Source organism: Flavobacterium sp. TMP13 (assembly GCF_050847115.1).
In the GTDB taxonomy this organism is placed as follows: Bacteria; Bacteroidota; Bacteroidia; order Flavobacteriales; family Flavobacteriaceae; genus Flavobacterium.
In genome coordinates, this window is the sequence record NZ_CP193656.1 from 329,826 (window position 1) to 355,727 (window position 25,902).

At 35.1% G+C, this 25,902-nt stretch carries 21 protein-coding genes and 4 tRNA genes; 3 read left to right on the forward strand and 22 right to left on the reverse strand.

Annotation, left to right across the window (positions count from 1 at the left end):
* Positions 1-101: 101 nt before the first annotated feature.
* Together ACRASX_RS01430 and ACRASX_RS01435 are read right to left on the reverse strand one after the other, a co-directional pair.
* A complete protein-coding gene (locus ACRASX_RS01430) occupies positions 102-1,055 on the reverse strand; it encodes an AAA family ATPase (RefSeq protein ID WP_432222181.1) in 954 nt (317 codons plus the stop codon).
* A gap of 77 nt (positions 1,056-1,132) precedes the next feature.
* Positions 1,133-2,563 (reverse strand): peptidylprolyl isomerase, encoded by a 1,431-nt coding sequence (locus ACRASX_RS01435; RefSeq protein WP_432222182.1) that lies wholly within the window; start codon positions 2,561-2,563, stop codon positions 1,133-1,135.
* Positions 2,564-3,038: 475 nt separating this feature from the next.
* Here ACRASX_RS01435 and ACRASX_RS01440 point away from each other — a divergent pair, with 475 nt between their 5' ends.
* A complete protein-coding gene (locus ACRASX_RS01440) occupies positions 3,039-4,481 on the forward strand; it encodes an alpha-amylase (protein ID WP_432222183.1) in 1,443 nt (480 codons plus the stop codon).
* Between the two features lie 132 nt (positions 4,482-4,613).
* Entirely contained in the window at positions 4,614-6,203 is a 1,590-nt protein-coding gene (locus ACRASX_RS01445; protein ID WP_066310156.1) for a peptide chain release factor 3, read from the forward strand.
* Between the two features lie 223 nt (positions 6,204-6,426).
* On the opposite strand, the gene ACRASX_RS01450 is transcribed toward ACRASX_RS01445, so the two are convergent.
* The 19 genes from ACRASX_RS01450 to ACRASX_RS01540 form a co-directional block, all read right to left on the reverse strand.
* Complete coding sequence (locus ACRASX_RS01450) at positions 6,427-6,738, reverse strand: DUF3467 domain-containing protein (protein ID WP_066310159.1); 312 nt, start codon at positions 6,736-6,738, stop codon at positions 6,427-6,429.
* A gap of 13 nt (positions 6,739-6,751) precedes the next feature.
* Positions 6,752-11,071, reverse strand: a complete 4,320-nt coding sequence (rpoC, locus tag ACRASX_RS01455; RefSeq protein ID WP_066311122.1) for a DNA-directed RNA polymerase subunit beta' — start codon at positions 11,069-11,071, stop codon at positions 6,752-6,754.
* 317 nt (positions 11,072-11,388) lie between these two features.
* Positions 11,389-15,201, reverse strand: coding sequence for a DNA-directed RNA polymerase subunit beta (rpoB, locus tag ACRASX_RS01460; protein WP_066310161.1), 3,813 nt, complete (start codon positions 15,199-15,201; stop codon positions 11,389-11,391).
* Between the two features lie 277 nt (positions 15,202-15,478).
* Positions 15,479-15,850, reverse strand: coding sequence for a 50S ribosomal protein L7/L12 (gene rplL / locus ACRASX_RS01465; RefSeq protein WP_066310164.1), 372 nt, complete (start codon positions 15,848-15,850; stop codon positions 15,479-15,481).
* 85 nt (positions 15,851-15,935) lie between these two features.
* Complete coding sequence (gene rplJ, locus ACRASX_RS01470) at positions 15,936-16,445, reverse strand: 50S ribosomal protein L10 (RefSeq protein WP_066310167.1); 510 nt, start codon at positions 16,443-16,445, stop codon at positions 15,936-15,938.
* A gap of 22 nt (positions 16,446-16,467) precedes the next feature.
* Positions 16,468-17,157 carry a 50S ribosomal protein L1 gene (rplA, locus tag ACRASX_RS01475; protein ID WP_066310169.1) on the reverse strand — a complete coding sequence of 230 codons (690 nt, stop codon included), beginning with the start codon at positions 17,155-17,157 and terminating at the stop codon, positions 16,468-16,470.
* Between the two features lie 13 nt (positions 17,158-17,170).
* Positions 17,171-17,608: a 50S ribosomal protein L11 gene (gene rplK / locus ACRASX_RS01480; RefSeq protein ID WP_066310171.1), complete on the reverse strand. Its 438-nt coding sequence runs from the start codon at positions 17,606-17,608 to the stop codon at positions 17,171-17,173.
* 69 nt (positions 17,609-17,677) lie between these two features.
* The gene (gene nusG, locus ACRASX_RS01485; protein ID WP_066310174.1) at positions 17,678-18,229 is read right to left on the reverse strand and encodes a transcription termination/antitermination protein NusG; all 552 of its coding nucleotides are present in this window, start codon (positions 18,227-18,229) and stop codon (positions 17,678-17,680) included.
* Between the two features lie 11 nt (positions 18,230-18,240).
* Positions 18,241-18,438: a preprotein translocase subunit SecE gene (secE, locus tag ACRASX_RS01490; RefSeq protein ID WP_066310177.1), complete on the reverse strand. Its 198-nt coding sequence runs from the start codon at positions 18,436-18,438 to the stop codon at positions 18,241-18,243.
* Between the two features lie 20 nt (positions 18,439-18,458).
* Positions 18,459-18,529: transfer RNA gene (locus ACRASX_RS01495), tRNA-Trp, on the reverse strand.
* Positions 18,530-18,588: 59 nt separating this feature from the next.
* On the reverse strand, positions 18,589-19,776 hold the full coding sequence (gene tuf / locus ACRASX_RS01500) for an elongation factor Tu (RefSeq protein WP_066310205.1): 1,188 nt from the start codon (positions 19,774-19,776) through the stop codon (positions 18,589-18,591).
* Positions 19,777-19,831: 55 nt separating this feature from the next.
* Positions 19,832-19,903, reverse strand: a tRNA-Thr gene (locus tag ACRASX_RS01505).
* 61 nt (positions 19,904-19,964) lie between these two features.
* A tRNA-Tyr gene (locus ACRASX_RS01510) sits at positions 19,965-20,045 on the reverse strand.
* 50 nt (positions 20,046-20,095) lie between these two features.
* Positions 20,096-20,169, reverse strand: a tRNA-Thr gene (locus ACRASX_RS01515).
* A 92-nt stretch (positions 20,170-20,261) separates the two neighbouring features.
* Positions 20,262-20,564, reverse strand: a complete 303-nt coding sequence (hpf, locus tag ACRASX_RS01520) for a ribosome hibernation-promoting factor, HPF/YfiA family (protein ID WP_066310208.1) — start codon at positions 20,562-20,564, stop codon at positions 20,262-20,264.
* Positions 20,565-20,595: 31 nt separating this feature from the next.
* Positions 20,596-21,492, reverse strand: a complete 897-nt coding sequence (locus tag ACRASX_RS01525) for a tyrosine-type recombinase/integrase (protein ID WP_432222184.1) — start codon at positions 21,490-21,492, stop codon at positions 20,596-20,598.
* A gap of 72 nt (positions 21,493-21,564) precedes the next feature.
* Complete coding sequence (gene rpsU / locus ACRASX_RS01530) at positions 21,565-21,759, reverse strand: 30S ribosomal protein S21 (protein WP_066310215.1); 195 nt, start codon at positions 21,757-21,759, stop codon at positions 21,565-21,567.
* Between the two features lie 97 nt (positions 21,760-21,856).
* Positions 21,857-22,999 carry an acyl-CoA dehydrogenase family protein gene (locus tag ACRASX_RS01535; RefSeq protein WP_432222185.1) on the reverse strand — a complete coding sequence of 381 codons (1,143 nt, stop codon included), beginning with the start codon at positions 22,997-22,999 and terminating at the stop codon, positions 21,857-21,859.
* A 13-nt stretch (positions 23,000-23,012) separates the two neighbouring features.
* On the reverse strand, positions 23,013-23,891 hold the full coding sequence (locus ACRASX_RS01540) for a ComEA family DNA-binding protein (RefSeq protein ID WP_432222186.1): 879 nt from the start codon (positions 23,889-23,891) through the stop codon (positions 23,013-23,015).
* A 255-nt stretch (positions 23,892-24,146) separates the two neighbouring features.
* Here ACRASX_RS01540 and ACRASX_RS01545 point away from each other — a divergent pair, with 255 nt between their 5' ends.
* Positions 24,147-25,598 (forward strand): amino acid permease, encoded by a 1,452-nt coding sequence (locus ACRASX_RS01545; protein WP_066310219.1) that lies wholly within the window; start codon positions 24,147-24,149, stop codon positions 25,596-25,598.
* Between the two features lie 72 nt (positions 25,599-25,670).
* Here the strand turns inward: ACRASX_RS01545 and ACRASX_RS01550 are convergent, their stop codons facing one another.
* Positions 25,671-25,898: a PspC family transcriptional regulator gene (locus ACRASX_RS01550; RefSeq protein ID WP_066310221.1), complete on the reverse strand. Its 228-nt coding sequence runs from the start codon at positions 25,896-25,898 to the stop codon at positions 25,671-25,673.
* Positions 25,899-25,902 lie beyond the last annotated feature (4 nt).

The window sequence follows — 25,902 nt, forward strand, 5'->3', positions numbered from 1 at the left end:
TATTCTCATCATTATCAAAGCTGATAGTACTGATAAAAACAACAAAAGCTCTTTGTCTAAATATCGACAAAGAATCGCTATAAATTGACTCTACGCTTATTTTACAATAGTTTTTGAATGATCATTTCTTCCGAAATCCCTTCAGCATCCGCTTTATAGTTCTTTATAATTCGGTGTCGCAATATACCAACCGCAACAGCCTGAACATCTTCGATATCTGGCGAAAATTTTCCTTTGAAAGCAGCTAATGTTTTTGCAGCTAATATTAAATTTTGAGACGCTCTTGGACCAGCTCCCCAATCTAAATAATTTTTCACATATTCATTTGCCAACATATTGTCTGGTCTTGTTTTAGAAACCAATTGAACAGCATATTCGATTACATTATCTGCAACAGGAATTCTTCTAATTAATTGTTGAAAATCGATTATTTCTTCAGCAGTAAACAACGGGTTAATGACTTGACTTTGACCTGAAGTCGTGCGTTTAACAACCTCTACTTCCTCTTCAAAACTTGGGTATTCTAACTTTACCGCAAACATAAAACGGTCTAATTGTGCTTCTGGCAAAGGATAAGTTCCTTCTTGCTCAATTGGATTTTGAGTAGCCAAAACAAAATAAGGCAAGTCTAGTTTATAATTATGTCCAGAAATAGTTACCGAACGTTCCTGCATGGCTTCTAAAAGTGCAGCCTGAGTTTTAGGTGGCGTTCTGTTAATTTCATCTGCTAAAATAATATTTGAAAAAACAGGACCTTTTATAAATTTAAAATGTCTGTTCTCGTCCAAGATTTCACTTCCTAATATATCAGAAGGCATTAAATCTGGCGTAAACTGAATTCTTTTAAAATTCAGCCCCAAAGCTTGCGACAGCGTGTTAATCAATAGTGTTTTTGCCAAACCAGGAACACCAATTAACAAGGCATGCCCACCTGAAAAAATACAAACCAAAATTTGATCAACTACATCGTCTTGCCCAACAATAACTTTTGCAATCTCTGCTTTAAGTTGATTTCTTTTCTGTACTAAGTTATTAATCGCTGCTACGTCAGACATTATTAAAAGGATTTAAATTAAAAAGAGTTAGTCTTATGAACTCATAAAACTAACTCTTTTTCTGTATTTATAACACATTATTTTTTTAACCAATTGTTTACATATTCACAATCTCTATACTCACCAATAATCTTAATGTAAGTCTCTTTAATTTTTTCGTCAAACCATTTACCAATAGCATCGATCTGTTTTTCTTTAAGAGCTAAGTCTTTAATTTTAATGTAATCTTGTGAATAATCCGCAGTATGCTCGTTAATTCTATTAGTCACTGTTATCAACTTATAACTTTTTTCTTCACGTTCACTAACGTCTAAAAGTGGCTGCGAAACTTCATCATCTTTTAAATTAGAAACTTGACCGTAAAGCGCTGGATCCATTTTTGTCAACTCAAAACGAGTGTCTTGGGTATTCGGATTAATCAAGGTTCCGCCATTTGCTCTCGTTTCTTTTTCATCCGATTCTGTTCGCGCAGCATCTGCAAAAGAAATTTCTTTACTCACAATTTTATTGCGAATCACTGCTATTCTATCTTTTGCTTCCGTTAGAGCTTCTTCAGAAACACTGGGAGATATTAATATGTGGCGTAACTCAACTTCTTGTCCTTTTATTTTTTCGACCTTTATAATATGGTATCCAAAATCTGTTTCAAAAGGAGCTGATATTTCACCTTCTTGCAAACTAAAAGCGACTTCTTTAAATTCTTTTACAAAGGCAGTTTTCCGATTCATTTTGTAATATCCTCCGTTTGAACTTGAACCCTTATCTTGAGAATACAATACCGCTTTTGTCGCAAAACTTGCGCCATCCTCTACCTCTTTCTTATACTCATTAAGTTTGTCAATTACCTTCTGCTTTTCGGCTTGAGAAACTTTAGGCTTTATTACGATTTGTGCCACTTCCATTTCGGCACCAAATTGAGGTAATTCTTCTTTTGGAATTTTCTTAAAGAAATTTCTAACTTCTTCAGGCGTAATTTCAACATCTTTCACAATCTTATCTCTCATTTCTGAAGATAATTTTTGCTCTTTCAAAATATCAAAAAAGTACGATCTAAATTCTTCTACTGAACCTTTTTTATAATATTCTACGATCTTATCCATCGTACCTACTTGCTGCAACATATAATCCAAACGCTGATCCATTAAGCCTTTAACTTCTGCGTCAGTAACGATTATACTGTCTTGAATAGCTTGGTGAGCGTATAATTTATCTTCTAAAAGCTTACCCAACATCTGGCAACGCGTAATGTCTTTTACAGACCCTCCTTGTACCGTAATTTCTAAAAAAGCCTTATCGATATCCGAATCTAAAACGATATAATCTCCAACTGTAGCGATTATTCCATCTATTTTACGTTTTTGATTAGATAAAGTCTCTGTTGGTTTTTCAGCAACATCTTCTTTTAGAATCTCTTGTGCTTGAGCTAACGAACCAAACAAAAGAAGAGAACACAATGCAATTACAGCTCTATAATTCATTGTGGCATTCACTGATTTTTTTAAAAACATTATTTATATTAATTTAATTTAAATGTAAAATTTGTAGTCGCATCGTTTTCAATAACGTAAATCACCTCTAACGTAGTCAAAAACTAATTTATGCGCAACAAAAATAACAATTCAATTACATAATGCAACTATACGTTATACTATTAACAAAAAATTATACAGCAATAATATTGTTTTATCTGTGAATTAAAAATGTTATTTAAACTGAAATCCTACCAACAAAAAACAGAATTAGTTTTCATCCCATAAAAAACAAGAACAAGAATTAAAGTAAAACTCACATAATCAAAAAGTTATCAATACTACAACGTTTGAGTACCTACAATTATTTTAAAAATAAAACTTAAATATGAAAATGTATTACTTTCGACAATAAGACAATTAAAGTCATATATAATTAGCAATACCGTAAAAATAACACATTTAATAGGAATTAATGACAAATAAATCAAATGCTTAGCAAATAATATTTATTATGAAAAAAATCAAAAAAGCAATCTTATTATCGGCTTTTGGTGCACTTTTCTTCTCGTGCACCTCAAATGAAAACAATCTCGAATACCAGTCAAAAAAAGATGATGCATCTTTTAAAACTGTTCATGTAACAACTCATGATGGAAAGCCTTTCAATACCGGAGATTCTCAAATTACTTTAACACGTAAGTATGTTACGAATCCAGGTGGTGGAGTGATGATGCAAGCCTTTTACTGGGATGTGCCTGCTGGTGGTAACTGGTGGAATACAATTAATAGTAAATTATCTTCTTGGGCAAACGCTGGTATTGGAGCTATTTGGTTACCTCCAGTATCTAAAGCGCAGAACGGACCATATTCCATGGGCTATGATCCAACAGATTATTTTGATTTTGGTAATTACAATCAAAATGGAACTACAGAAACACGTTTTGGATCTAAATCGGAACTAATTAGTTTAATTACCAAAGCACATTCAGAAAACTTAAAAGTATATGCAGATATAGTACTCAATCACAACAGTGGTGGTCAATCAGAAACTAACCCCTTTACAGGGACAAGTACTTGGACCGATTTTACTGCAGTGGCATCAGGCAAATTTAAACGAACGTACAACGACTTCTATAAAAATAGCTACGGAAATAACGACGAAGGATCTTTTGGTGGGTTTCCAGATTTGTGTCACGCCAATCCATATGTACAAGATTGGCTGTGGAATAGAACAGACGGCGTAGGTAAATACTATAAAAACATTATGAAATTTGACGGTTGGAGATTTGACTACGTAAAAGGTTTTGCACCATGGGTTGTAAATTCATGGAACGCTAACGTCGGCGGTTTTTCAGTAGGAGAATATTGGGATTCTAATGTTAATACTCTGGAATGGTGGGCAAATAATGCCAATAGCAGTGTTTTTGATTTTGCTTGCTACTATAAAATGAACGATGCATTTGATGGAAATAATTTAAATGCATTAAATGACGATATGATGTGGAAAAGAAATCCGTACAAATCTGTCACTTTTGTCGCTAATCACGACACTGACGAAATAAGCAATAAAATGCTAGCTTATTCCTATATACTAACTCACGAAGGTTATCCAACAATTTTTTATAGTGATTACGAGCACTCATTAGATAAAAACAAATTAAATAATCTGATTTGGATCCATAACAATAAAGCTACAGGAAACACCTCCATTTTGTTTTGTGACAATGATGAATATGTAGCGAGAAGAAATGGTTACAATGGAAATCCTGGCCTTATAGTTTATATCAATAACTCGAATTCATGGCAAGAAAGGTGGATAGAGACTAATTGGTCTAATAAACAACTTAAAGATTTTACTGGTAATTCATCCTGGTACCCAACAACTCAAGCAGATAAATGGGTAAAAATTCAATGTCCACCTAATGGCTACTCTATTTGGTCCATTAATCAGTAAATTCCCGAATCTGTTGTCGCAGATACTAGAGAATTACAACTCTTCTTTTTTCAAAAAAAGAGTATGATTTATAGAAACGAATATTTTTATTCGGTGTTAAATAATAGTACTTTTGCACATTATTGATAAAGTATGAGTTTTTTAGAAGAAATACAGCGCAGGAGAACATTTGGAGTCATCGCGCATCCCGATGCAGGTAAGACAACATTAACAGAAAAATTGTTACTTTTTGGTGGTGCCATTCAAGAAGCAGGAGCCGTAAAGAACAATAAAATAAAAAAGGGAGCAACCAGTGACTTTATGGAAATTGAACGTCAAAGGGGAATTTCTGTTTCGACCTCTGTATTGGCCTTCAACTATAAAAATAAAAAAATAAACATTCTGGACACCCCTGGTCATAAGGATTTTGCAGAAGATACTTTTAGAACTTTAACTGCGGTTGACAGTGTAATTGTTGTGATCGACGTTGCAAAAGGAGTCGAAGAACAAACAGAAAAATTAGTTTCGGTTTGTAGAATGCGCAAAATTCCAATTATCGTTTTCATCAACAAACTAGACCGTGAGGGAAAAGATGCTTTTGACTTAATGGACGAAGTGGAGCAAAAACTAGGTTTGCGCGTCACACCATTGAGTTTTCCAATTGGAATGGGTTACGATTTTAAAGGTATTTATAACATCTGGGAAAAAAATATAAATCTATATACTGGAGACAGCCGCAAAGACATTGAAGACACCATTGCTTTTTCGGATGTCCAAAATCCCGAATTAGAAAAAATAATTGGTCAAAAACCAGCCGATAGATTGCGTGAAGAGTTGGAATTAATTGATGAAGTTTATCCCAAATTTGATCGTCAAGAATACTTGGATGGTCATTTACAGCCTGTTTTCTTTGGTTCTGCCTTAAACAATTTTGGTGTTCGTGAATTATTAGATTGTTTTGTTACTATCGCACCATCGCCAAGACCAAAAGAATCGGAATCGAGATTAGTTGATCCCAAGGAAGAAAAAATGACTGGATTCGTTTTTAAAATCCATGCCAACATGGATCCTAAACACCGCGACCGTTTGGCATTTATAAAAATTGTATCGGGCACTTTTGAAAGAAATAAACCGTATTTGCATGTACGTCAAAAAAAGAATTTAAAGTTCTCTAGTCCTAATGCATTTTTTGCTGAGAAAAAAGAAATTGTAGATATTTCCTATCCAGGTGATATTGTTGGTCTGCATGATACCGGAAACTTCAAGATTGGCGATACATTAACCGAAGGCGAAGTGATGAGCTTTAAAGGAATTCCGAGTTTCTCTCCTGAACATTTTAGATACATCAATAATGCCGACCCTATGAAAGCCAAGCAATTGGACAAAGGTATCGACCAATTAATGGATGAAGGTGTTGCACAATTGTTTACACTAGAAATGAACAACAGAAAAATTATTGGAACCGTCGGAGCACTCCAATATGAGGTAATTCAATATCGTTTAGAGCATGAATATGGAGCGAAATGTACCTATGAAAACTTTCCCGTTCATAAGGCTTGTTGGGTAAAACCTGATGACGCAAAAAATGATCAATTTAAAGAATTTAGACGTATTAAACAGAAATTCTTAGCACATGATAAATACGGGCAATTGGTTTTCTTAGCCGATTCTGATTTTACCATTCAAATGACTCAAAGCAAATATCCCACGGTAAAACTATATTTTACTTCTGAATTCGAATAAAAAAAGGAATAAAAATAAAAAAGCGCTACAATTATTGTAGCGCTTTTTTTTGAATTATAAATTAACCAAATTTAAAAATCAATTAAACAGAAGTTAAAACTAACAGCTGTTAAAATACGACGAATGCAAATCTTAAAAAAAAATAGTCGACCAATAGCATTAAACTTCAGATAAACTACATTTTAAGGTATAAAAAAAGCTCCATTTCTGGAGCTTTTAATTTTTATGCTTGTCCTGGAGGACCGAAATTCAACGGAATCTGTGCTTGTTCAGCTTCTTTAATCTCGCCATGGGCAAGTTCAAATCGGTGAATATTTTCACCTATCGCAGTCAACAATCGTTTAGCATGTTGTGGTGTCAAGACAATTCTTGACTTTACCTTGGCTTTAGGAATACCTGGCATAATACTTACAAAATCTAAAACAAATTCAGAAGACGAGTGATTGATAATTGCTAAATTGGAATAAATTCCTTCAGCAATAGTTTCATCTAACTCAATATTAATTTGCTCTTGTTGTTGTTTCGAATTACTCATAGTTATTTCCTAATTAGTAAATATATTCTTCTTTATTAGCCATCATTTCGTTGTAATCATCTTTCGATCCTACAATAATATTATCGTATTCTCTCATACCTGTTCCTGCAGGAATTCTGTGTCCAACGATAACATTTTCTTTCAATCCTTCTAAGTAATCAATCTTACCTGCAACAGCAGCTTCATTTAGTACTTTTGTTGTTTCTTGGAAAGAAGCAGCAGAAATAAATGATTTAGTTTGAAGAGATGCTCTTGTAATACCTTGTAAAACTGGTGTTGCAGTTGCGGTAACTACCTCTCTTGCAACTACTAGGTTTTTATCTGTACGTTTCAAAAGTGAGTTTTCATCACGCAATTCACGAGGAGATACAATTTGACCTGGTTTCAACACTGAAGAATCTCCAGCATCTTCTACTACTTTCATACCATACAATGCATCATTTCTAACGATGAAATCTTTTGTATGTATCAATTGATCTTCTAAGAACAAAGTATCACCTGGATCCTGAACTCTTACTTTACGCATCATTTGACGAATAACTACCTCAAAGTGCTTGTCGTTAATTTTTACCCCTTGCAAACGGTACACTTCTTGAATTTCATTAACCAAGTACTGTTGAACAGCAGCTGGACCTTGAATTCTTAAAATGTCTTCTGGAGTAATAGCTCCATCAGATAAAGGAACTCCCGCTCTAACAAAGTCATTTTCTTGAACTAAAATTTGACTAGAAAGTTTAACTAGATACTTTTTAATCTCTCCAAATTTAGACTCAATAACAATCTCTCTGTTACCACGTTTGATTTTACCGAATGAAACAACACCGTCAATTTCAGAAACCACAGCCGGATTAGATGGGTTACGAGCTTCAAGCAATTCTGTAATTCTTGGTAAACCTCCTGTAATATCTCCTGATTTAGAAGAACGACGTGGAATTTTAACCAATACTTTACCTGCTTTAATTTTCTCTCCATCATCAACCATTAAGTGAGCTCCAACCGGTAAGTTGTAAGAACGAATTAACTCTCCGTCTTTACCGTAAACCAATAAAGTTGGAATTAATTTCTTCGCTCTTGACTCAGAAATTACTTTTTCTTGGAAACCAGTTTGCTCATCAATTTCAACCATGAACGATTGACCTTGCTCTAACTCTTCGTAAGCAATCTTACCAGTAAACTCAGAAACAATAACTCCATTATATGGATCCCATTTACAGATCACATCTCCTTTTGCAACTGACTGACCGTCTTTTACAAAAATACTTGAACCGTAAGGAATATTATGTGTATTTAAAAGAATACCTGTTTTCTCATCAACTAATTTTAATTCAGTAGAACGAGAAACAACAATATCAACTTCAACACCTTCATTATTTTCACCTTTAACCGTTTTTAAATCTTCGATTTCTAAACGACCTTTAAATTTAGTAACAATGCTAGACTCTTCAGAAATACCTCCAGCAACCCCTCCAACGTGGAATGTACGAAGTGTTAATTGTGTACCTGGCTCTCCAATTGATTGTGCTGCAATTACACCAACTGCTTCACCTCTTTGTGTCATTTTTCCAGTAGCTAAGTTTCTACCGTAACATTTCGCACAAATACCTTTTAGAGCTTCACATGTTAACGGAGAACGAACTTCTAATCTTTCGATTGGAGACGCATCAATCGCTTTTACAAGTGCTTCAGTAATTTGCGTACCAGACGTTACAATAACCTCATTTGTAAGCGGATTAATAACATCTTGCAAAGCAACACGTCCTAAAATACGCTCACCTAAACTTTCAACAATTTCCTCATTTTTCTTCAATGCAGAAACTTCAACACCACGTAATGTACCACAATCTTCGATGTTTACAATAACATCTTGAGAAACGTCATGTAACCTTCTAGTTAAGTAACCCGCATCGGCAGTTTTAAGCGCCGTATCTGCAAGACCTTTACGAGCACCGTGAGTAGAAATAAAGTACTCTAAAATTGAAAGACCTTCCTTAAAGTTAGAAAGAATCGGGTTTTCAATAATTTCACCACCACCAGCAGTCGATTTTTTAGGCTTAGCCATCAAACCACGCATACCAGTTAACTGACGAATTTGTTCTTTAGATCCCCTTGCACCAGAGTCAAGCATCATGTATACAGAGTTGAAACCTTGTTGGTCTTCTCTAATATTTTTCATTGCTAACTCGGTTAACTGTGCATTCGCAGAAGTCCATACATCAATAACTTGGTTGTAACGTTCGTTATTGGTAATAAGACCCATGTTGTAGTTTGCAGAGATACCTTCAACTTGCTCTCTAGCATCTGCAATTAATTTCGGTTTTTGATCTGGAATTCTAATATCCCCTAATGAGAATGATAATCCACCTCGGAAGGCGAATTTATACCCCATATCTTTCATATTATCCAGGAAACCAGCTGTTGTAGGTACATCAGTAACGCTTAAAACGTGCCCAATAATATCTCTTAAGTTTTTCTTAGTTAATACATCATTGATATATCCAGCTGCTTCTGGTACTACTTCATTAAATAATACACGTCCTGCAGTTGTTTGAATAATTTTATAAACTAAATCTCCTTCGTCATTATAATCTTTAGCTCTAATTCTAACGCGAGCATTCAATTCTAATTTTCCTTCGTTCAAAGCAATATTTACTTCTTCAGCAGAATAGAAAGTCAAACCCTCTCCTAAAATCGGGTGTTCTGGTGTAGTCAAACGTTCTTTGGTCATATAATAAAGACCCAAGACCATATCCTGAGATGGTACTGTAATTGGAGCACCATTTGCAGGGTTCAAGATGTTATGAGAAGCCAACATTAACAATTGTGACTCCAAAATAGCTTCTGGTCCTAATGGCAAGTGAACTGCCATTTGATCCCCATCAAAATCCGCGTTAAACGCCGTACATACTAATGGGTGTAATTGAATCGCTTTTCCTTCAATTAATTTTGGTTGGAAAGCTTGAATACCCAATCTGTGCAAAGTAGGTGCACGGTTCAGTAATACTGGGTGTCCTTTAATTACATTTTCAAGAATATCCCAAACTACAGGCTCTTTTTTATCTATGATTTTCTTAGCCGATTTAACTGTCTTAACAATACCTCTTTCGATTAATTTACGAATAACGAAAGGCTTGTACAGTTCGGCAGCCATATCTTTAGGAAGACCACATTCAAATAATTTTAATTCTGGTCCAACAACAATTACAGAACGAGCAGAATAATCCACACGTTTTCCAAGTAAGTTTTGACGGAAACGTCCTTGCTTACCTTTAAGGGAATCTGATAATGATTTTAATGGTCTGTTTGATTCTGTTTTAACAGCAGACGCTTTACGTGTGTTGTCAAATAATGAATCTACTGATTCTTGCAACATACGTTTTTCGTTTCTCAAGATCACTTCTGGAGCTTTAATCTCCATTAATCTTTTTAGACGGTTGTTACGTATAATTACACGACGGTATAGATCATTTAAATCTGAAGTTGCAAAACGACCTCCATCAAGTGGAACTAACGGACGTAATTCTGGTGGAATAACTGGAACCACTTTCATAATCATCCATTCTGGACGGTTTTCACGGTTTAAGTTAGACTCACGGAAAGATTCTACAACATTTAAACGTTTTAACGCTTCTGTTTTACGTTGTTTAGATGTTTCGTTATTAGCATTATGTCTCAACTGATATGACAATTCGTCTAAGTCAATACGTGCTAATAAATCCATAATACATTCTGCTCCCATTTTGGCAACAAATTTATTAGGATCCATATCATCTAAATATTGATTGTCTTGCGGAAGTGTATCTAAAATATTTAAATACTCTTCTTCCGTAAGGAAATCTAATCTTTTTACTGATTCACCTTCTGCATTTTTAGCAATTCCTGCTTGAATTACTACGTATCTTTCGTAGTAAATGATCATATCTAATTTCTTAGATGGTAATCCAAGGATATATCCAATTTTATTTGGAAGAGAACGGAAATACCAGATATGAGCAATAGGCACTACCAAATTGATGTGTCCTACTCTGTCTCTACGTACTTTTTTCTCTGTAACTTCAACACCACAACGGTCGCAAATGATCCCTTTGTAACGAATTCTTTTATATTTACCACAAGCACACTCAAAATCCTTAACAGGTCCGAAGATTCTTTCGCAAAAAAGACCATCGCGTTCCGGTTTGTGCGTTCTGTAGTTGATTGTTTCTGGCTTTAAAACTTCTCCTCTAGACTCTTTTAAAATCGCCTCAGGTGAAGATAATCCAATAGATATTTTACTGAATCTTTTAACAGGATTCTTATCTTTATTGTTGTTGTTATTATTTCTATTATTCATCATAGTTTTTACTATTGATTTATTTGCAATTAAAAATTGATTGTGAAAAAAAGTTGAACATCGAAAGTTAAACATCAAAAGCCTATTTAGACTTTAAACAATTATGACTTGCGACTCTAAGACTTTTACTTCTACCTCGGATTACTTCTCTAAACTTCATAATTAAATGTGAAGCGCTAATTATAAACGTATTTATAAAAAATCGGAACGGTTGACGGGTATAAATCCTGAAAACTAATTAAAAAAAGTGTTCAGTGTTCAGTAATTAGTAAACAGTTACCAACTGAAAACTAAAAAACGGAACACTGAATACTATAAATTTATTCTTCTAAACGAATATCTAAACCAAGACCTTTCAATTCATGCATTAATACATTAAATGATTCTGGCAGTCCTGGTTCTGGCATTGCTTCTCCTTTTACGATAGCTTCGTAAGTTTTAGCTCTACCAATAACATCATCAGATTTAACTGTTAAAATTTCTCTTAGCGTACTTGATGCTCCATAAGCTTCAAGTGCCCAAACTTCCATCTCTCCAAAACGCTGACCTCCAAATTGAGCTTTACCTCCAAGTGGTTGTTGTGTAATCAACGAGTATGGTCCGATAGAACGAGCGTGCATTTTGTCGTCAACCATATGTCCTAATTTCAACATATAAATAACTCCAACGGTTGCTCTTTGGTGGAAACGTTCTCCAGTTCCTCCATCATACAAATACGTATGACCGAATCTTGGAATTCCAGCTTCATCGGTAAACTCATTAATTTGATCTAGAGAAGCACCATCAAAAATTGGAGTAGCAAATTTTCTATCTAATTTTTGTCCAGCCCATCCTAAAACAGTCTCATAAATTTGTCCGATGTTCATACGAGAAGGTACTCCAAGTGGATTCAATACGATATCAACTGGTGTTCCATCTTCTAAGAAAGGCATATCTTCATGACGAACAATGCGAGCAACAATACCTTTGTTACCGTGACGTCCTGCCATTTTATCCCCAACTTTCAATTTACGTTTCTTAGCAATATAAATTTTTGCTAATTTCAAAATACCTGCTGGTAGTTCGTCTCCAACCGTAATTGTAAATTTCTCTCTACGTAAAGAACCTTGTAGGTCGTTCAGCTTAATTTTATAGTTATGAATTAATTCATTAACCATTTTATTTGTAGCATCATCAGCAACCCATTGTCCTTTGCTTAAGTGAGCAAAATCTTCAACAGCATAAAGCATTTTTTGAGTGTATTTTTTACCTTTTGGCAATACTTCTTCACCCAAATCATTCATTACACCTTGAGACGTTTTTCCGTTGACGATCACGAATAATTTTTCTACTAATCTGTCTTTTAATTCAACAAATTTGGTTTCAAATTCCATTTCTAAAGCGCCTAAAGCATCTTTATCTTGGGTACGTTTGCGTTTATCTTTTACGGCTCTTGCAAATAATTTTTTATCAAGAACTACACCATGTAAAGATGGAGATGCTTTTAACGACGCATCTTTTACATCACCTGCTTTATCACCGAAGATTGCACGAAGCAATTTCTCTTCAGGAGTAGGATCTGATTCCCCTTTTGGTGTAATTTTTCCGATCAAAATGTCACCAGGTTTAACCTCGGCTCCAATTCTAATCATACCATTTTCATCTAAATCTTTAGTCGCTTCTTCAGAAACGTTAGGAATATCATTAGTCAACTCTTCGTTACCTAATTTCGTATCTCTAACCTCTAACGAATAATCATCTACGTGAATAGAAGTAAATATATCATCACGAACTACTTTCTCTGAAATTACAATTGCATCCTCAAAGTTGTATCCTTTCCATGGCATAAACGCCACTTTGAGGTTACGACCTAAAGCCAATTCTCCGTTCTGAGTAGCATATCCTTCCGACAATACTTGACCTAAAGTAACTCTATCGCCTTTTCTAACAATTGGTTTCAAGTTAATACTTGTACCTTGATTCGTTTTTCTGAATTTGATTAAATTATACGTTTTATCATCATTCTCAAAACTAACCATTCTTTCTTCGTCCGTACGATCGTATTTAATGGTGATGATATTAGCATCAACATATTCTACCGTACCTTCTCCTTCAGCGTTGATCAATACTCTAGAGTCAGAAGCAACTTGACGTTCTAATCCAGTTCCAACAATTGGAGCTTCTGGACGAATTAAAGGTACTGCCTGACGCATCATGTTAGATCCCATCAAGGCTCTATTCGCATCATCATGCTCTAAGAAAGGGATCAAAGAAGCTGAAATAGAAGCAATTTGGTTAGGCGCAACATCCGTATAATCTACTCGTGATGGCTCAACCACAGGAAAATCTCCCTCTTCTCTGGCAATTACATTTTCAGCAATAATTTTACCAGAATCTTCCATTTCGATGTTTGCCTGAGCAATCAACATTCCTTCTTCTTCTTCTGCACTTAAATAAACAGGAGTAGATACCAAATCCACAACACCATTAGTTACCTTACGGTACGGTGTTTCAATGAATCCCATTCCATTTACTTTAGCATATACTCCAAGAGATGAAATCAAACCAATGTTTGGTCCCTCTGGAGTTTCAATAGGACATAAACGTCCGTAGTGTGTATAGTGAACGTCACGTACTTCGAAACCAGCTCTCTCTCTCGAAAGACCTCCAGGTCCTAGTGCAGACAATCTTCTTTTGTGCGTGATCTCAGCTAATGGATTCGTTTGATCCATAAATTGAGACAACTGGTTTGTACCAAAGAAAGAGTTGATAACTGATGATAATGTTTTAGCATTAATCAAGTCAATTGGTGTAAACACCTCGTTATCTCTAACGTTCATTCTCTCGCGAATAGTTCTAGCCATACGTGCTAAACCAACACCAAATTGTTGTGACAATTGTTCTCCAACTGTTCTAACACGACGGTTTGATAAGTGATCAATATCATCAATCTCTGCTTTAGAGTTGATCAATTCAATCAAATACTTCACAATAGTAATAATATCTTCTTTGGTAAGCACTTGCTTTTCCATTGGGATATCTAGACCAAGTTTTTTGTTCATTCTGTAACGACCAACTTCACCTAAGTTGTAACGTTGATCTGAGAAGAACAATTTATCAATAATACCGCGAGCAGTTTCCTCATCAGGCGGTTCTGCGTTACGCAGTTGTCTGTAAATATGCTCAACAGCTTCTTTTTCTGAATTTGTCGGGTCTTTTTGTAACGTATTATGGATAATTCCGTAATCAGATTGATTACTACCCTCTTTATGTAACAAAATAGATTTAACGTTAGCATCAATTATCTCTTCAACATTATCTTTATCGATAATAGTATCACGATCAAGGATGATTTCATTACGTTCGATAGAAACAACTTCGCCAGTATCTTCATCTACGAAGTCTTCATGCCATGTATTTAACACACGAGCAGCTAATCTTCTACCAATATATTTTTTAATACCTGTTTTTGAAACTTTAATCTCCTCAGCTAAGTCAAAAATCTCAAGGATATCCTTGTCTCTCTCGAACCCAATTGCACGGAATAAAGTAGTAACTGGTAATTTTTTCTTTCTGTCGATATACGCGTACATTACGCTATTAATATCTGTAGAGAATTCTATCCAAGATCCCTTAAAAGGAATTACTCTGGCAGAATATAATTTAGTACCATTTGCATGGAACGATTGTCCAAAGAATACACCTGGTGATCTGTGTAGTTGCGAAACAACAACACGTTCTGCTCCGTTGATAACAAAAGTACCACTTGGCGTCATGTAAGGAATTGTACCAAGATAAACGTCTTGTACAATCGTTTCAAAATCTTCGTGCTCTGGATCTGTACAATATAGTTTTAACCTAGCCTTTAAAGGTACACTATACGTAAGACCTCTTTCTATACATTCTTGAATAGTATAACGTGGAGGATCAACAAAATAATCGAGGAACTCCAATACAAAGTTGTTTCTTGTATCTGTAATTGGAAAGTTTTCCATGAAGGTGTTGTACAACCCTTCGTCGCCTCTTTCGTCAGATTTAGTTTCCAATTGGAAAAAATCTTTAAACGATTTAACCTGTACATCCAAAAAGTCTGGATATGCAGGAATATTTTTCGTTGAGGCAAAATTCAATCTTTCAGTCTGATTTGTTAACATCAATGGACAAAATTTTGATTAAAAAAGTAATTTTTTTGCATACATACGATTGTATTTATGCGCTTCTTTTACAACCACTACATCTTTAAAAACCAATTTTAAGATAACTACTTTCTTATTATCTGTTAATTTTTTTTCCTCGTAATGGGTAAAATGAATCTAATTTCAAACGGTATCTTATAAAGAAATAAGACAAACATTTGTTATACGAAAAATGGTTTAGGTCATTGAGCAATAAAACTCAAGACCTAAACCTACTTCTTAAAACTGAGTTTTACTATTTAAGCTCAACAACAGCTCCAGCTTCTTCTAAAGATTTTTTAAGACCATCAGCCTCTTCTTTAGAAACACCTTCTTTGATATTGCTTGGAGCACTATCGACTATGTCTTTAGCTTCTTTAAGACCTAAACCTGTAAGTTCTTTTACTAATTTAACAACTGCTAATTTAGAAGAACCAGCTTCTTTTAATACAACTGTAAATTCAGTTTGAGCTTCTTCAGCAGCAGCTTCGCTACCACCACCACCAGCAACTACAACAGCTGCAGCAGGCTCAATTCCGTACTCGTCTTTTAATATTGTTGCTAATTCGTTAACTTCTTTAACTGTTAGGTTAACCAATTGTTCTGCGAATTGTTTCAAATCTGCCATTTTTTCTATCGTTTTAAAATGATTTGTAAAAATATAATTTATTTATGTGCGTTCTTTTTAAATACAAGCAACTATGTTGTTTGTATTATTCTGATACTTCCTCAGATGCTTCTTCTCCTGCAAATTTATTTTGAAGAGCAGCAATAATTCTTTGAGCTGGTGATTGTAACAATCCGATAAGCTCCCCAAGAAGTTCTTCTTTAGATTTGATAGTTGCTAATGCATCTAATTGATCATCTCCAATATAAACTTCAGAATTAATAAAAGCTCCTTTTAAAATAGGTTTATCCGATTTTTTACGGAAATCCTTAATAATTTTACCAGGTGCATTAGCAATATCTGCAATTAAGATAGAAGTGTTCCCTTTCAATACAGAAGGTAAATCTCCATAATCATTATCAGATGCTTCCATCGCTTTTGCAAGCAATGTGTTTTTTACCACCTCTAATTGAACACCTGCTTTAAAACAAGCTCTTCTCAAGTTTGAAGTAGTCTCTGCATTAAGTCCAGAAATATCTGCTACATAAACAATATTTGCCCCGGCTAACTGTGCAGTTAAATCTTCAATCGCGATTGATTTTTCTTCTCTAGTCATACTAAAAATTTTTAACTACTAATTATACTGCTTTTGGGTCTAACGCAATCGCTGGACTCATAGTGCTTGTAAGGTGAATACCTTTAATGTAGGTACCTTTAGCAGCAGTTGGTTTAAGTTTGATTAATGTTTGAATAATTTCGTGTGCGTTATCATAAATTTGCTCAGCTCCAAAAGAAACTTTCCCAATTCCTGCATGCACGATACCAGTTTTATCAACTTTAAAGTCAATTTTACCAGCCTTAACCTCTTGAACAGCTTTTGCAACATCCATAGTTACAGTACCTGTTTTAGGGTTTGGCATTAAACCTCTAGGTCCTAAAATACGACCTAATGGACCTAATTTACCCATAACAGAAGGCATAGTGATAATTACATCAACATCTGTCCAACCGTCTTTAATTTTTTGCAAGTACTCATCAAGACCTACATAGTCTGCACCAGCTTCTTTAGCTTCCGCTTCTTTGTCTGGAGTAACCAATGCTAATACTTTAACGTCTTTACCAGTTCCATGAGGTAATGTTACCACTCCTCTAACCATTTGATTCGCTTTTCTTGGATCTACACCCAAACGAACTGCGATATCAACAGACTCATCAAATTTTGCAGAAGCAACTAATTTTAATAATGCCGCAGCATCTTTAAGAGAATATAGTTTGTTCTTTTCAATTTTCGAAGCAGCCTCTTTTTGCTTTTTTGTTAATTTTGCCATGTCTTTTTTTAAATTAAAAAGGAGCGTCTCCTGATACTGTTATACCCATAGATCTAGCTGTTCCAGCAATCATACTCATAGCAGATTCCATCGTAAATGCATTTAAATCTTGCATTTTGTCTTCAGAAATAGTTCTAATTTGTTCCCAAGTAACACTAGCTACTTTTTTACGATTAGGCTCACCAGAACCTGATTTTAGCTTTGCAGCTTCCATCAATTGTACTGCCGCCGGAGGTGTTTTAACAACAAAGTCAAATGATTTGTCTTTGTACACAGTAATTTGTACTGGTAAAACTTTGCCAGGTTTATCTTGAGTTCTAGCATTAAATTGCTTACAGAATTCCATGATATTAACACCAGCAGCTCCTAGAGCAGGTCCAACCGGTGGCGACGGATTCGCAGCACCTCCCTTAACTTGTAGTTTAACTACTTTACTTATCTCTTTAGCCATTTTTAAAAAAATTTAAACATTACAATCTCTTGGAAGCGATTGCAATGGTTGTTATATGTAACAATAAAATTATACTTTTTCAACTTGCATAAAACTTAACTCTAATGGTGTTTTTCTTCCGAAAATTTTAACCATTACCTCAAGCTTACGCTTTTCATCATTTATTTTTTCAACTGTTCCGTTAAAACCATTAAAAGGACCATCGACCACTTTTACCGTTTCCCCTAAGTTGAAAGGTATTGCTCGCGTATCAGTATTTACTGCCAACTCGTCAACTTTACCTAACATTCTATTCACTTCTGATATTCTAAGCGGCACAGGTTCTCCACCTTTCACCTCACCTAAAAAACCAATCACACTCGTTATAGACTTGATAATATGAGGTATTTCACCCACTAAATTAGCTTCGATCATTACATAGCCCGGAAAATAAACTTTATCCTTCGCTATTTTCTTTCCGTCTTTTACAGTAACCACTTTTTCTGTCGGCACCAAGACTTGAGAAACGTAATCCTCCATACCCAATCTAGCAATCTCAGTTTCGATATAAGCTTTCACTTTATTCTCTTGACCGCTTACCGCTCGAACTACATACCACTTTTTAATACTATTTTCAGTCATCATAAAAAAAATTAAGCTTTTATCCAGATGGCAAATTTCTCCAATACACTTGCAAAAAACTCATCTACTCCCCATGTTGCCAAAGCAAATAAGACTGAAAAAACAGCGACAATAATTGTCAATTTTTGCACTTCTGCCCATGTAGGCCAAGTCACATTTGACTTTAATTCCTCGAATGATTCCGATATGTAATTAACAACTTTTGCCATTTGATCTAATTTTTTTATTGCACGGGCGGAGGGATTCGAACCCCCATCAACGGTTTTGGAGACCGCTATTCTACCCTTGAACTACGCCCGTAGTAAAAGCCAGTATTATTTCAGTTAAGAAAATCAACTGGCCTTATAATTTTTATAGGATTATCCTACGATTTCAGTTACCTGACCTGCACCTACTGTTCTACCACCTTCACGGATAGCAAAACGTAAACCTACGCTCATTGCGATTGGGCTCAACAAAGCAACATTAATAGTCAAGTTATCTCCTGGCATTACCATCTCTACTCCTTCTGGTAAAGTAATAACTCCTGTTACGTCAGTTGTACGTACGTAAAACTGTGGACGGTAGTTATTATGGAATGGAGTATGACGTCCACCTTCTTCTTTTTTCAAGATATAAACCTCTGCTTTAAAAGTAGCGTGTGGTTTTACTGATCCTGGCTTAACGATAACCATTCCTCTTTTTATAGATTCTTTATCAACACCTCTTAACAATAAACCTACGTTATCTCCAGCTTCACCTCTATCAAGGATTTTACGGAACATCTCAACTCCTGTAATAGTAGAAGTTAATTTATCAGCTCCCATACCAATGATCTCAACAGCATCTCCTGTATTAGCAATACCAGTTTCGATACGACCTGTAGCAACAGTTCCACGTCCTGTAATTGTAAATACATCTTCAACCGGCATCAAGAATGGCTTAGCGATATCACGCACTGGCTCTTCGATCCAAGCATCAACAGCTGCCATTAATTCCATGATTTTTGGTACCCATGTAGCATCTCCATTCAATCCACCTAAAGCAGATCCTTGAACTACTGGTCCATTATCTCCATCATATTCGTAGAAAGATAATAAATCTCTGATTTCCATTTCAACAAGCTCTAACAACTCAGCATCGTCTACCATATCCACTTTGTTCATAAAAACAACGATTCTTGGAATACCAACCTGACGTCCTAAAAGGATGTGCTCACGAGTTTGTGGCATTGGACCATCTGTAGCAGCAACTACTAAGATAGCACCATCCATTTGAGCCGCACCTGTAACCATGTTTTTTACGTAATCCGCGTGACCTGGACAGTCAACGTGAGCGTAATGACGATTAGCAGTTTCATACTCAACGTGAGATGTATTAATTGTAATACCTCTTTCTTTCTCCTCAGGAGCATTATCAATTTGATCAAATGATCTAGCTTGACAGTAACCAGCATCAGATAACACTTTTGTGATTGCTGCTGTTAAAGTAGTTTTACCGTGATCCACGTGTCCGATCGTACCAATATTTAAGTGTGGTTTCGAACGGTTAAAGGTTTCTTTTGCCATTTTACTTAATTTTTAATCTTAGTTATATATTAATTTTCAATTTCCTACTTACTTGAGCCAACTACGGGAATTGAACCCGTGACCTCTTCCTTACCAAGGAAGCACTCTACCCCTGAGCTAAGTCGGCAGAATCCTTGTTAAGGATATTTGATTTTCAATTTAGAAATCTAAACCTCCAATCAATTTTGTGGGGAGAGCAGGATTCGAACCTGCGAAGTTTACACAGCAGATTTACAGTCTGCCCTCGTTGGCCGCTTGAGTATCTCCCCTTCTTTTATCAATAAAACCATGAACCTTCCAAATCGCGTTGGAATTTTAGAGCCGGCGGAGGGACTCGAACCCACGACCTGCTGATTACAAATCAGCTGCTCTAGCCAACTGAGCTACGCTGGCAATATCAATAAAAAAGTCCGCTATTTCTAACGGACTGCAAATGTATAGATTTTATCTTTGATTCAAAACATTTTTTTAAAAAAATTTTGACATTAAATATGAGTTCTTATTTTTTCTTTCCTTTTCACAAGCGAACGCTCCAATGATTCGGCCGAAAGCTCCACTGCTTCCTCAAAACTTTTACATTGTTTTTTAACCAAAAAATCATCTCCTGGTACATTAACCTTTATCTCAACACACTTGTTTTCTTTATCACTCGTTCGCTCGACCTTCAAATACACATCAGCCGAGACCACCTTATCATAATACTTTTCTAATTTATCCATTCGTGACTGAATAAAATCTAACAGCTTTCCGTCAACAACAAAGTTAACTGCATGAACATTTACCTTCATAATACAAAATTTTAAGATTAAACATAAAAAACTATTTCTTGTTTCGAGGATGCGCTTCCTGATATACTTTTTGAAGTTCAGCTAAACTGTTATGCATATATACTTGGGTAGAAGCCAAACTTGAATGTCCTAATAATTCTTTTACCGAATTTAGATCTGCTCCGTTATTTAACAAATGAGTTGCAAATGTATGCCGAAGCATGTGCGGACTCTTTTTTACTTTTTCGGAGACTCTACTAAAGTAAGAATTAATTAATCGATAGACAAAAGTTTCATTCAATTTTACGCCCTTTTTAGAAACAAAAAAATACCTTTCATCTATAATAACCTCTAGCAATATACGCTCGCCCAAATACCTCTTAATTTGTTCTTTTATCACAGGCAATAAAGGCACTATTCGTTCCTTATTTCTCTTTCCCAAAACCTTCAAACTATCTTGATATAAATCTACAGCATCCAAACGAAGACCAATTAATTCGGATCTCCGAATTCCAGTAGCATACAATAAATCAATAATTAACTTATCTCGAATTTCTTCAAAACCAACTGCGTTTTGAAACTCCTTTAAAACCAACTGCAATTCATTTTCAGAAAATGGAATTTGAATTGATTTTGAAACTTTTAAAGCTCTATGCTTTAACATTGGACTCACATCCAATTGTTTTGTTTTTAATAAAAATTTATAGAAAGCTTTTAGAGATGCCATCTTACGATTAACAGAGATGTTTTCTAAACCTGCATCTATCAAAAAAACAATCCATGATCGAATTTGACTGTAATTTGCAGTGTCGATTACATCTTGCTCAAAATTGACTGTATTAAACAACTCAAAATCTGCTATATCTTTAAGATACGCATTTACGGTGTGCAAAGAATATTTTTTCTCTAATTGCAAATAATCTTGAAATGCTGCTGTATTTTTTTTCATAAAAAAACCGTTAGCATCAAAATTATAAAATTTTGACCACTAACGGTATTTATTTTTAACATAGAAAAAAAATTAATTCTCTAAGTTGTCTTTCATGTTTTGAATGTAAGCAGCTTTTTGAAGTTTTGCTCTTTTCACAACTGATGGTTTTAAGAACGCAGTACGTGATCTTAATTGACGAACAGTTCCTGTTTTATCAAATTTTCTTTTGTAGCGTTTTAGCGCTCTATCGATATTTTCTCCGTCTTTAATCGGTATAATTAACATAATTTTGACACCTCCTCTCGTTAAGGCTGCAAAAGTAGCTATTAAATACCACTTATGACTTATAAAGTGCAAATAAATTTTAAAGTCGCTTAAGAGCTTACTCTTTTAGTAAGTTTCGTGAAATTACAAGTTTCTGAATTTCGGTCGTTCCTTCTCCAATAGTACATAATTTAGAATCACGATAGAATTTTTCTACCGGATAATCTTTGGTATATCCGTAACCTCCGTGAATCTGTACGGCTTCATTTGCGACCTTAACACACACTTCCGAAGCAAACATTTTGGCCATAGCTCCCATAGTGGTAACTGGCTTGTGCTCTTGTTTTAAGAAAGCCGCTTTGTGTAACAACAATTCCGAAGCTTCAATTTCGGTAGCCATGTCGGCCAATTTAAATGAGATACCTTGAAAGCTACTTATCGGCTGTCCAAATTGATGGCGTTCTTTAGAATATTTTAGAGCGGCTTCATAAGCTCCTTTTGCAATTCCTAAAGAAAGTGCTCCGATCGATATTCTACCACCATCTAAAATTTTCATGGCCTGAATAAATCCTTGTCCGACTTCGCCTAAGCGATTTGCATCGGGAATACGGCAAGTATCAAAAATTAGTTCGGCAGTTTCACTAGCACGCATTCCTAATTTATTTTCTTTTTTACCCGAAGTAAAACCAGCCATCCCTTTTTCGAATACAAAGGCAGTCATTCCTTTCGAATCTCCCTTTTCTCCTGTACGAACAATCACTACTGCAATATCGCCAGAAATGGCATGTGTAATAAAGTTTTTGGCTCCATTTACAATCCAATCATCTCCATCTCTTTTTGCTGTAGTATTCATTCCTCCAGCATCAGATCCTGTATTATGCTCGGTTAACCCCCAAGCTCCAATATATTCTGCGGTAGCTAATTTTGGCAACCATCTTTTCTTTTGTTCTTCATTTCCAAAAGTTAAAATATGATTAGTACATAACGAATTATGCGCCGCAACTGAAAGACCAATAGAAGGATCTACTTTTGATATTTCTTCAACAATAGTAATATATTCATGATAACCTAAACCTGCACCACCATATTCTTCCGGTACTAAAACACCCATAAAACCCATTTCTCCTAATCTTTTGAATAACGGAACAGGGAATGTTTGTGCTTCGTCCCACTCCATTATAAATGGTTGAATATGTACAGCTGCAAAATCCTTTATTGACTGTGCAATCATCGATTGCGTTTCATTATAATTAAAATCCATGTTGCTATTTGTTTTAGAACTCCAAATATAAGTCAATTATACTTGCCTTATCAACAGGAAAACCTTTAATTTTTGCTAAATCCTCAATATTATTAAAATTTCCGTTCATACTTCGATAGATCAGTATTTGTTTAGCTAAGCCATTTTTAAAATAATAAAACTGACTCAGCTCTTTCAAAGAAGCATCGTTTATAGCAATTTTAGAAATTGTTGGTTTAGAAATAATTTTAAAGTTTTTATTAATCATATAAATAACTTCGGGCGAAAGTCCCCAAATCTCATTAATTTGATTCATAGAAACAAAACCACCAACAGTTTGTTTGTAACTCAGGACACGTTGCGACAATGCTTCACCTATGCCATAAATTGCAATTAAATCTTCGGCAGTTGCCAGGTTGATATCTTTTACAATTACTGTTTTAATAGTAGCTTCTTTCTTGGCAGGTAAGTTACTGATACTACTTTTATTGGTTTTAACCCAATCTGGAAACTTAAAATAAGGAGCCATGCTTTTGAGTAGAGAATCTGAAATTTTCGTTACATCTTGAAATTCCTGTACGGAATTCACGTATTTATTTTGTTTCCTAAAAGCGAATAGTCTGTCAATTTCTTTTACCGACATCCCCAGCTTATACCCTTTGTAATCTGTAATAAAATTGGGATTGTAAGGCCATTTTTTAAATGTAGATTCAGATTTCTCTTCTTTAATTACATCGAGTTGCTGCTGCAAGCCCAGCCATTCTTTTTCTTCTTTAGTTACCAATTGAACTTCTGTAAAATCAGAATAGTGAAACACAAATTGCAAAGCAACAATTATAGTAAAAAGCAGCAAAATCCCTATTTGTTGTGCTTTGGTATATTTGAAAAAAGAGTTTAAAATTTGAAAATTCATGGTTCATAAGATTTCGAATATAAAAATAACACTAAAATTTATTTTTTATAAGAAAAAATTGAATACAAACTAAATACTATGCAGGATTATTCAGAAAAAAACGAAGTAACCGTAACAAAACTCAGTAGTTAGAGAGCTATTCGTATTTAATTAAGTCTTACATAGTCAATTTTGTAACTTAAATATCTTAATTTGTTTTTATTTTTTCGAAAAAACGATACATTTGAGGCCTAGTAATTTTAAACCAACAATTTTATGTCTATTTGGAAAACCAAACCTCTCTCGGTATTGCTTGGCGAATCATCTGAAACAGAAGATGGCCTAAAAAGGACTCTTTCTTCAGGATCACTTGTTGCTCTTGGTGTAGGTGCCATTATTGGTGCGGGGTTATTTTCACTAACCGGAATTGCCGCTGCAGATCACGCTGGTCCAGCAGTAACTTTATCTTTTATATTGGCAGCAGTAGGTTGTGCTTTTGCAGGACTTTGTTACGCAGAATTTGCTTCGATGATTCCAGTTGCGGGTAGTGCCTATACATACTCTTACGCCACTATGGGAGAATTTATGGCTTGGATAATTGGTTGGGATTTAGTTTTAGAATATGCATTGGGTGCGGCAACGGTTGGTGTGAGCTGGTCCAGGTATCTACTCGAATTACTTAGCAAATACGACATTCACCTGCCCACGCAGTTAATTTGTTCTCCGTGGGAACATTTAAAATTAAGTGATGGAACGGTAATAGAAGGAGGCATAATTAATCTCCCAGCTGTTCTTATCGTTTCTATGTTATCCTTATTATTAATTCGCGGATCAAAAGAATCAGCTTCTATAAACAACTTTTTGGTAATTCTAAAAGTAGCAGTAGTTATTGTTTTTATTGTTTTAGGATGGAGTTATATCAATCCTGAAAACTATGTTCCATATATTCCAGAAAACACAGGGGAATTTGGACATTTTGGTTGGTCGGGTATTGCTGCAGGGGCAGGAACTGTATTTTTTGCTTTCATCGGTTTTGATGCAGTTTCTACAGCCGCCCAAGAAGCAAAAAATCCTCAAAAAGGAATGCCTATCGGAATCTTAGGTTCATTAGTTGTATGTACCATTTTGTATGTATTATTTGCGTATGTAATGACCGGTTTAGTTCCGTATTACGAATTTGCAGGTGACGCTAAACCAGCAGCAACAGCTTTTGCTAAAACAGGATATGACTTTTTACAAACCGGGTTAATTGTTGCAATTCTCGCCGGTTATACTTCTGTAATGTTGGTAATGTTAATGGGACAAAGTCGTGTTTTTTATACCATGAGTAAAGATGGTTTGTTGCCAAAATTCTTTAGTGATATTCACCCCCGCTTTCGCACGCCTTGGAAAACAAATGTTTTCTTTTTATTCTTTGTAAGTTTATTTGCTGGTTTTGTACCGGTAAGTGATTTGGGCCATATGGTGAGCATCGGTACTTTACTAGCGTTTGTATTGGTTTGTATTGGAGTGATGGTGATGCGCGTAAAAATGCCAGATGCCCCAAGAGCGTTCAAGACACCGTTTGTTCCTTATGTTCCAATTGCAGGCGTATTAGTTTGTGTAGGTTTAATGTATTCGCTTCCTAACGAGAGTTGGGCACGTTTAGTAATCTGGATGGCATTAGGTGTAATTATCTACTTCGTTTACGGAAAGAAAAACAGTAAATTGAACAACCCTGACAAATAACTTTTTTGAGATAATAAAAAAAACGGATTAAGAAGCTATTCTTAATCCGTTTTTTTATGCCTGTAAAACTCTTTATAAATCAAAAACCGAAGTACGTTTGGCACGTATTAAATCTTTTAATCGAATCCAGAACGCCAAGGTCAAGTATACTCCAAAACCCAAACCTACTGTTACAAACGAAATATAAATAAAAAACAAACGAACGCTCGTCACACGCATTCCTAGCTTATCAGCTAAACGTGACGATACATGAAAACCATATTTTTCGAAAAAAAATTTTAATTTTAAAATTGCAGACATTTTC

Coding starts and splice junctions, on each gene's coding strand:
- nusG (WP_066310174.1), bottom strand. CDS start 18,229: ATGACTGAAAATAGTATTAAAAAGTGGTATGTAGTTCGAGCGGTAAGC.
- ACRASX_RS01540 (WP_432222186.1), bottom strand. CDS start 23,891: ATGAATTTTCAAATTTTAAACTCTTTTTTCAAATATACCAAAGCACAA.
- rpoC (WP_066311122.1), bottom strand. CDS start 11,071: ATGATGAATAATAGAAATAATAACAACAACAATAAAGATAAGAATCCT.
- ACRASX_RS01550 (WP_066310221.1), bottom strand. CDS start 25,898: ATGTCTGCAATTTTAAAATTAAAATTTTTTTTCGAAAAATATGGTTTT.
- rplK (WP_066310171.1), bottom strand. CDS start 17,608: ATGGCTAAAGAGATAAGTAAAGTAGTTAAACTACAAGTTAAGGGAGGT.
- ACRASX_RS01450 (WP_066310159.1), bottom strand. CDS start 6,738: ATGAGTAATTCGAAACAACAACAAGAGCAAATTAATATTGAGTTAGAT.
- rplA (WP_066310169.1), bottom strand. CDS start 17,157: ATGGCAAAATTAACAAAAAAGCAAAAAGAGGCTGCTTCGAAAATTGAA.
- ACRASX_RS01525 (WP_432222184.1), bottom strand. CDS start 21,492: ATGAAAAAAAATACAGCAGCATTTCAAGATTATTTGCAATTAGAGAAA.
- secE (WP_066310177.1), bottom strand. CDS start 18,438: ATGGCAAAAGTTGTTAATTACATATCGGAATCATTCGAGGAATTAAAG.
- rplJ (WP_066310167.1), bottom strand. CDS start 16,445: ATGACTAGAGAAGAAAAATCAATCGCGATTGAAGATTTAACTGCACAG.
- ACRASX_RS01440 (WP_432222183.1), top strand. CDS start 3,039: ATGAAAAAAATCAAAAAAGCAATCTTATTATCGGCTTTTGGTGCACTT.
- ACRASX_RS01535 (WP_432222185.1), bottom strand. CDS start 22,999: ATGGATTTTAATTATAATGAAACGCAATCGATGATTGCACAGTCAATA.
- hpf (WP_066310208.1), bottom strand. CDS start 20,564: ATGAAGGTAAATGTTCATGCAGTTAACTTTGTTGTTGACGGAAAGCTG.
- ACRASX_RS01445 (WP_066310156.1), top strand. CDS start 4,614: ATGAGTTTTTTAGAAGAAATACAGCGCAGGAGAACATTTGGAGTCATC.
- ACRASX_RS01545 (WP_066310219.1), top strand. CDS start 24,147: ATGTCTATTTGGAAAACCAAACCTCTCTCGGTATTGCTTGGCGAATCA.
- rpsU (WP_066310215.1), bottom strand. CDS start 21,759: ATGTTAATTATACCGATTAAAGACGGAGAAAATATCGATAGAGCGCTA.
- rpoB (WP_066310161.1), bottom strand. CDS start 15,201: ATGTTAACAAATCAGACTGAAAGATTGAATTTTGCCTCAACGAAAAAT.
- rplL (WP_066310164.1), bottom strand. CDS start 15,850: ATGGCAGATTTGAAACAATTCGCAGAACAATTGGTTAACCTAACAGTT.
- ACRASX_RS01430 (WP_432222181.1), bottom strand. CDS start 1,055: ATGTCTGACGTAGCAGCGATTAATAACTTAGTACAGAAAAGAAATCAA.
- ACRASX_RS01435 (WP_432222182.1), bottom strand. CDS start 2,563: ATGTTTTTAAAAAAATCAGTGAATGCCACAATGAATTATAGAGCTGTA.
- tuf (WP_066310205.1), bottom strand. CDS start 19,776: ATGGCAAAAGAAACCTTTAACCGTTCGAAACCACACTTAAATATTGGT.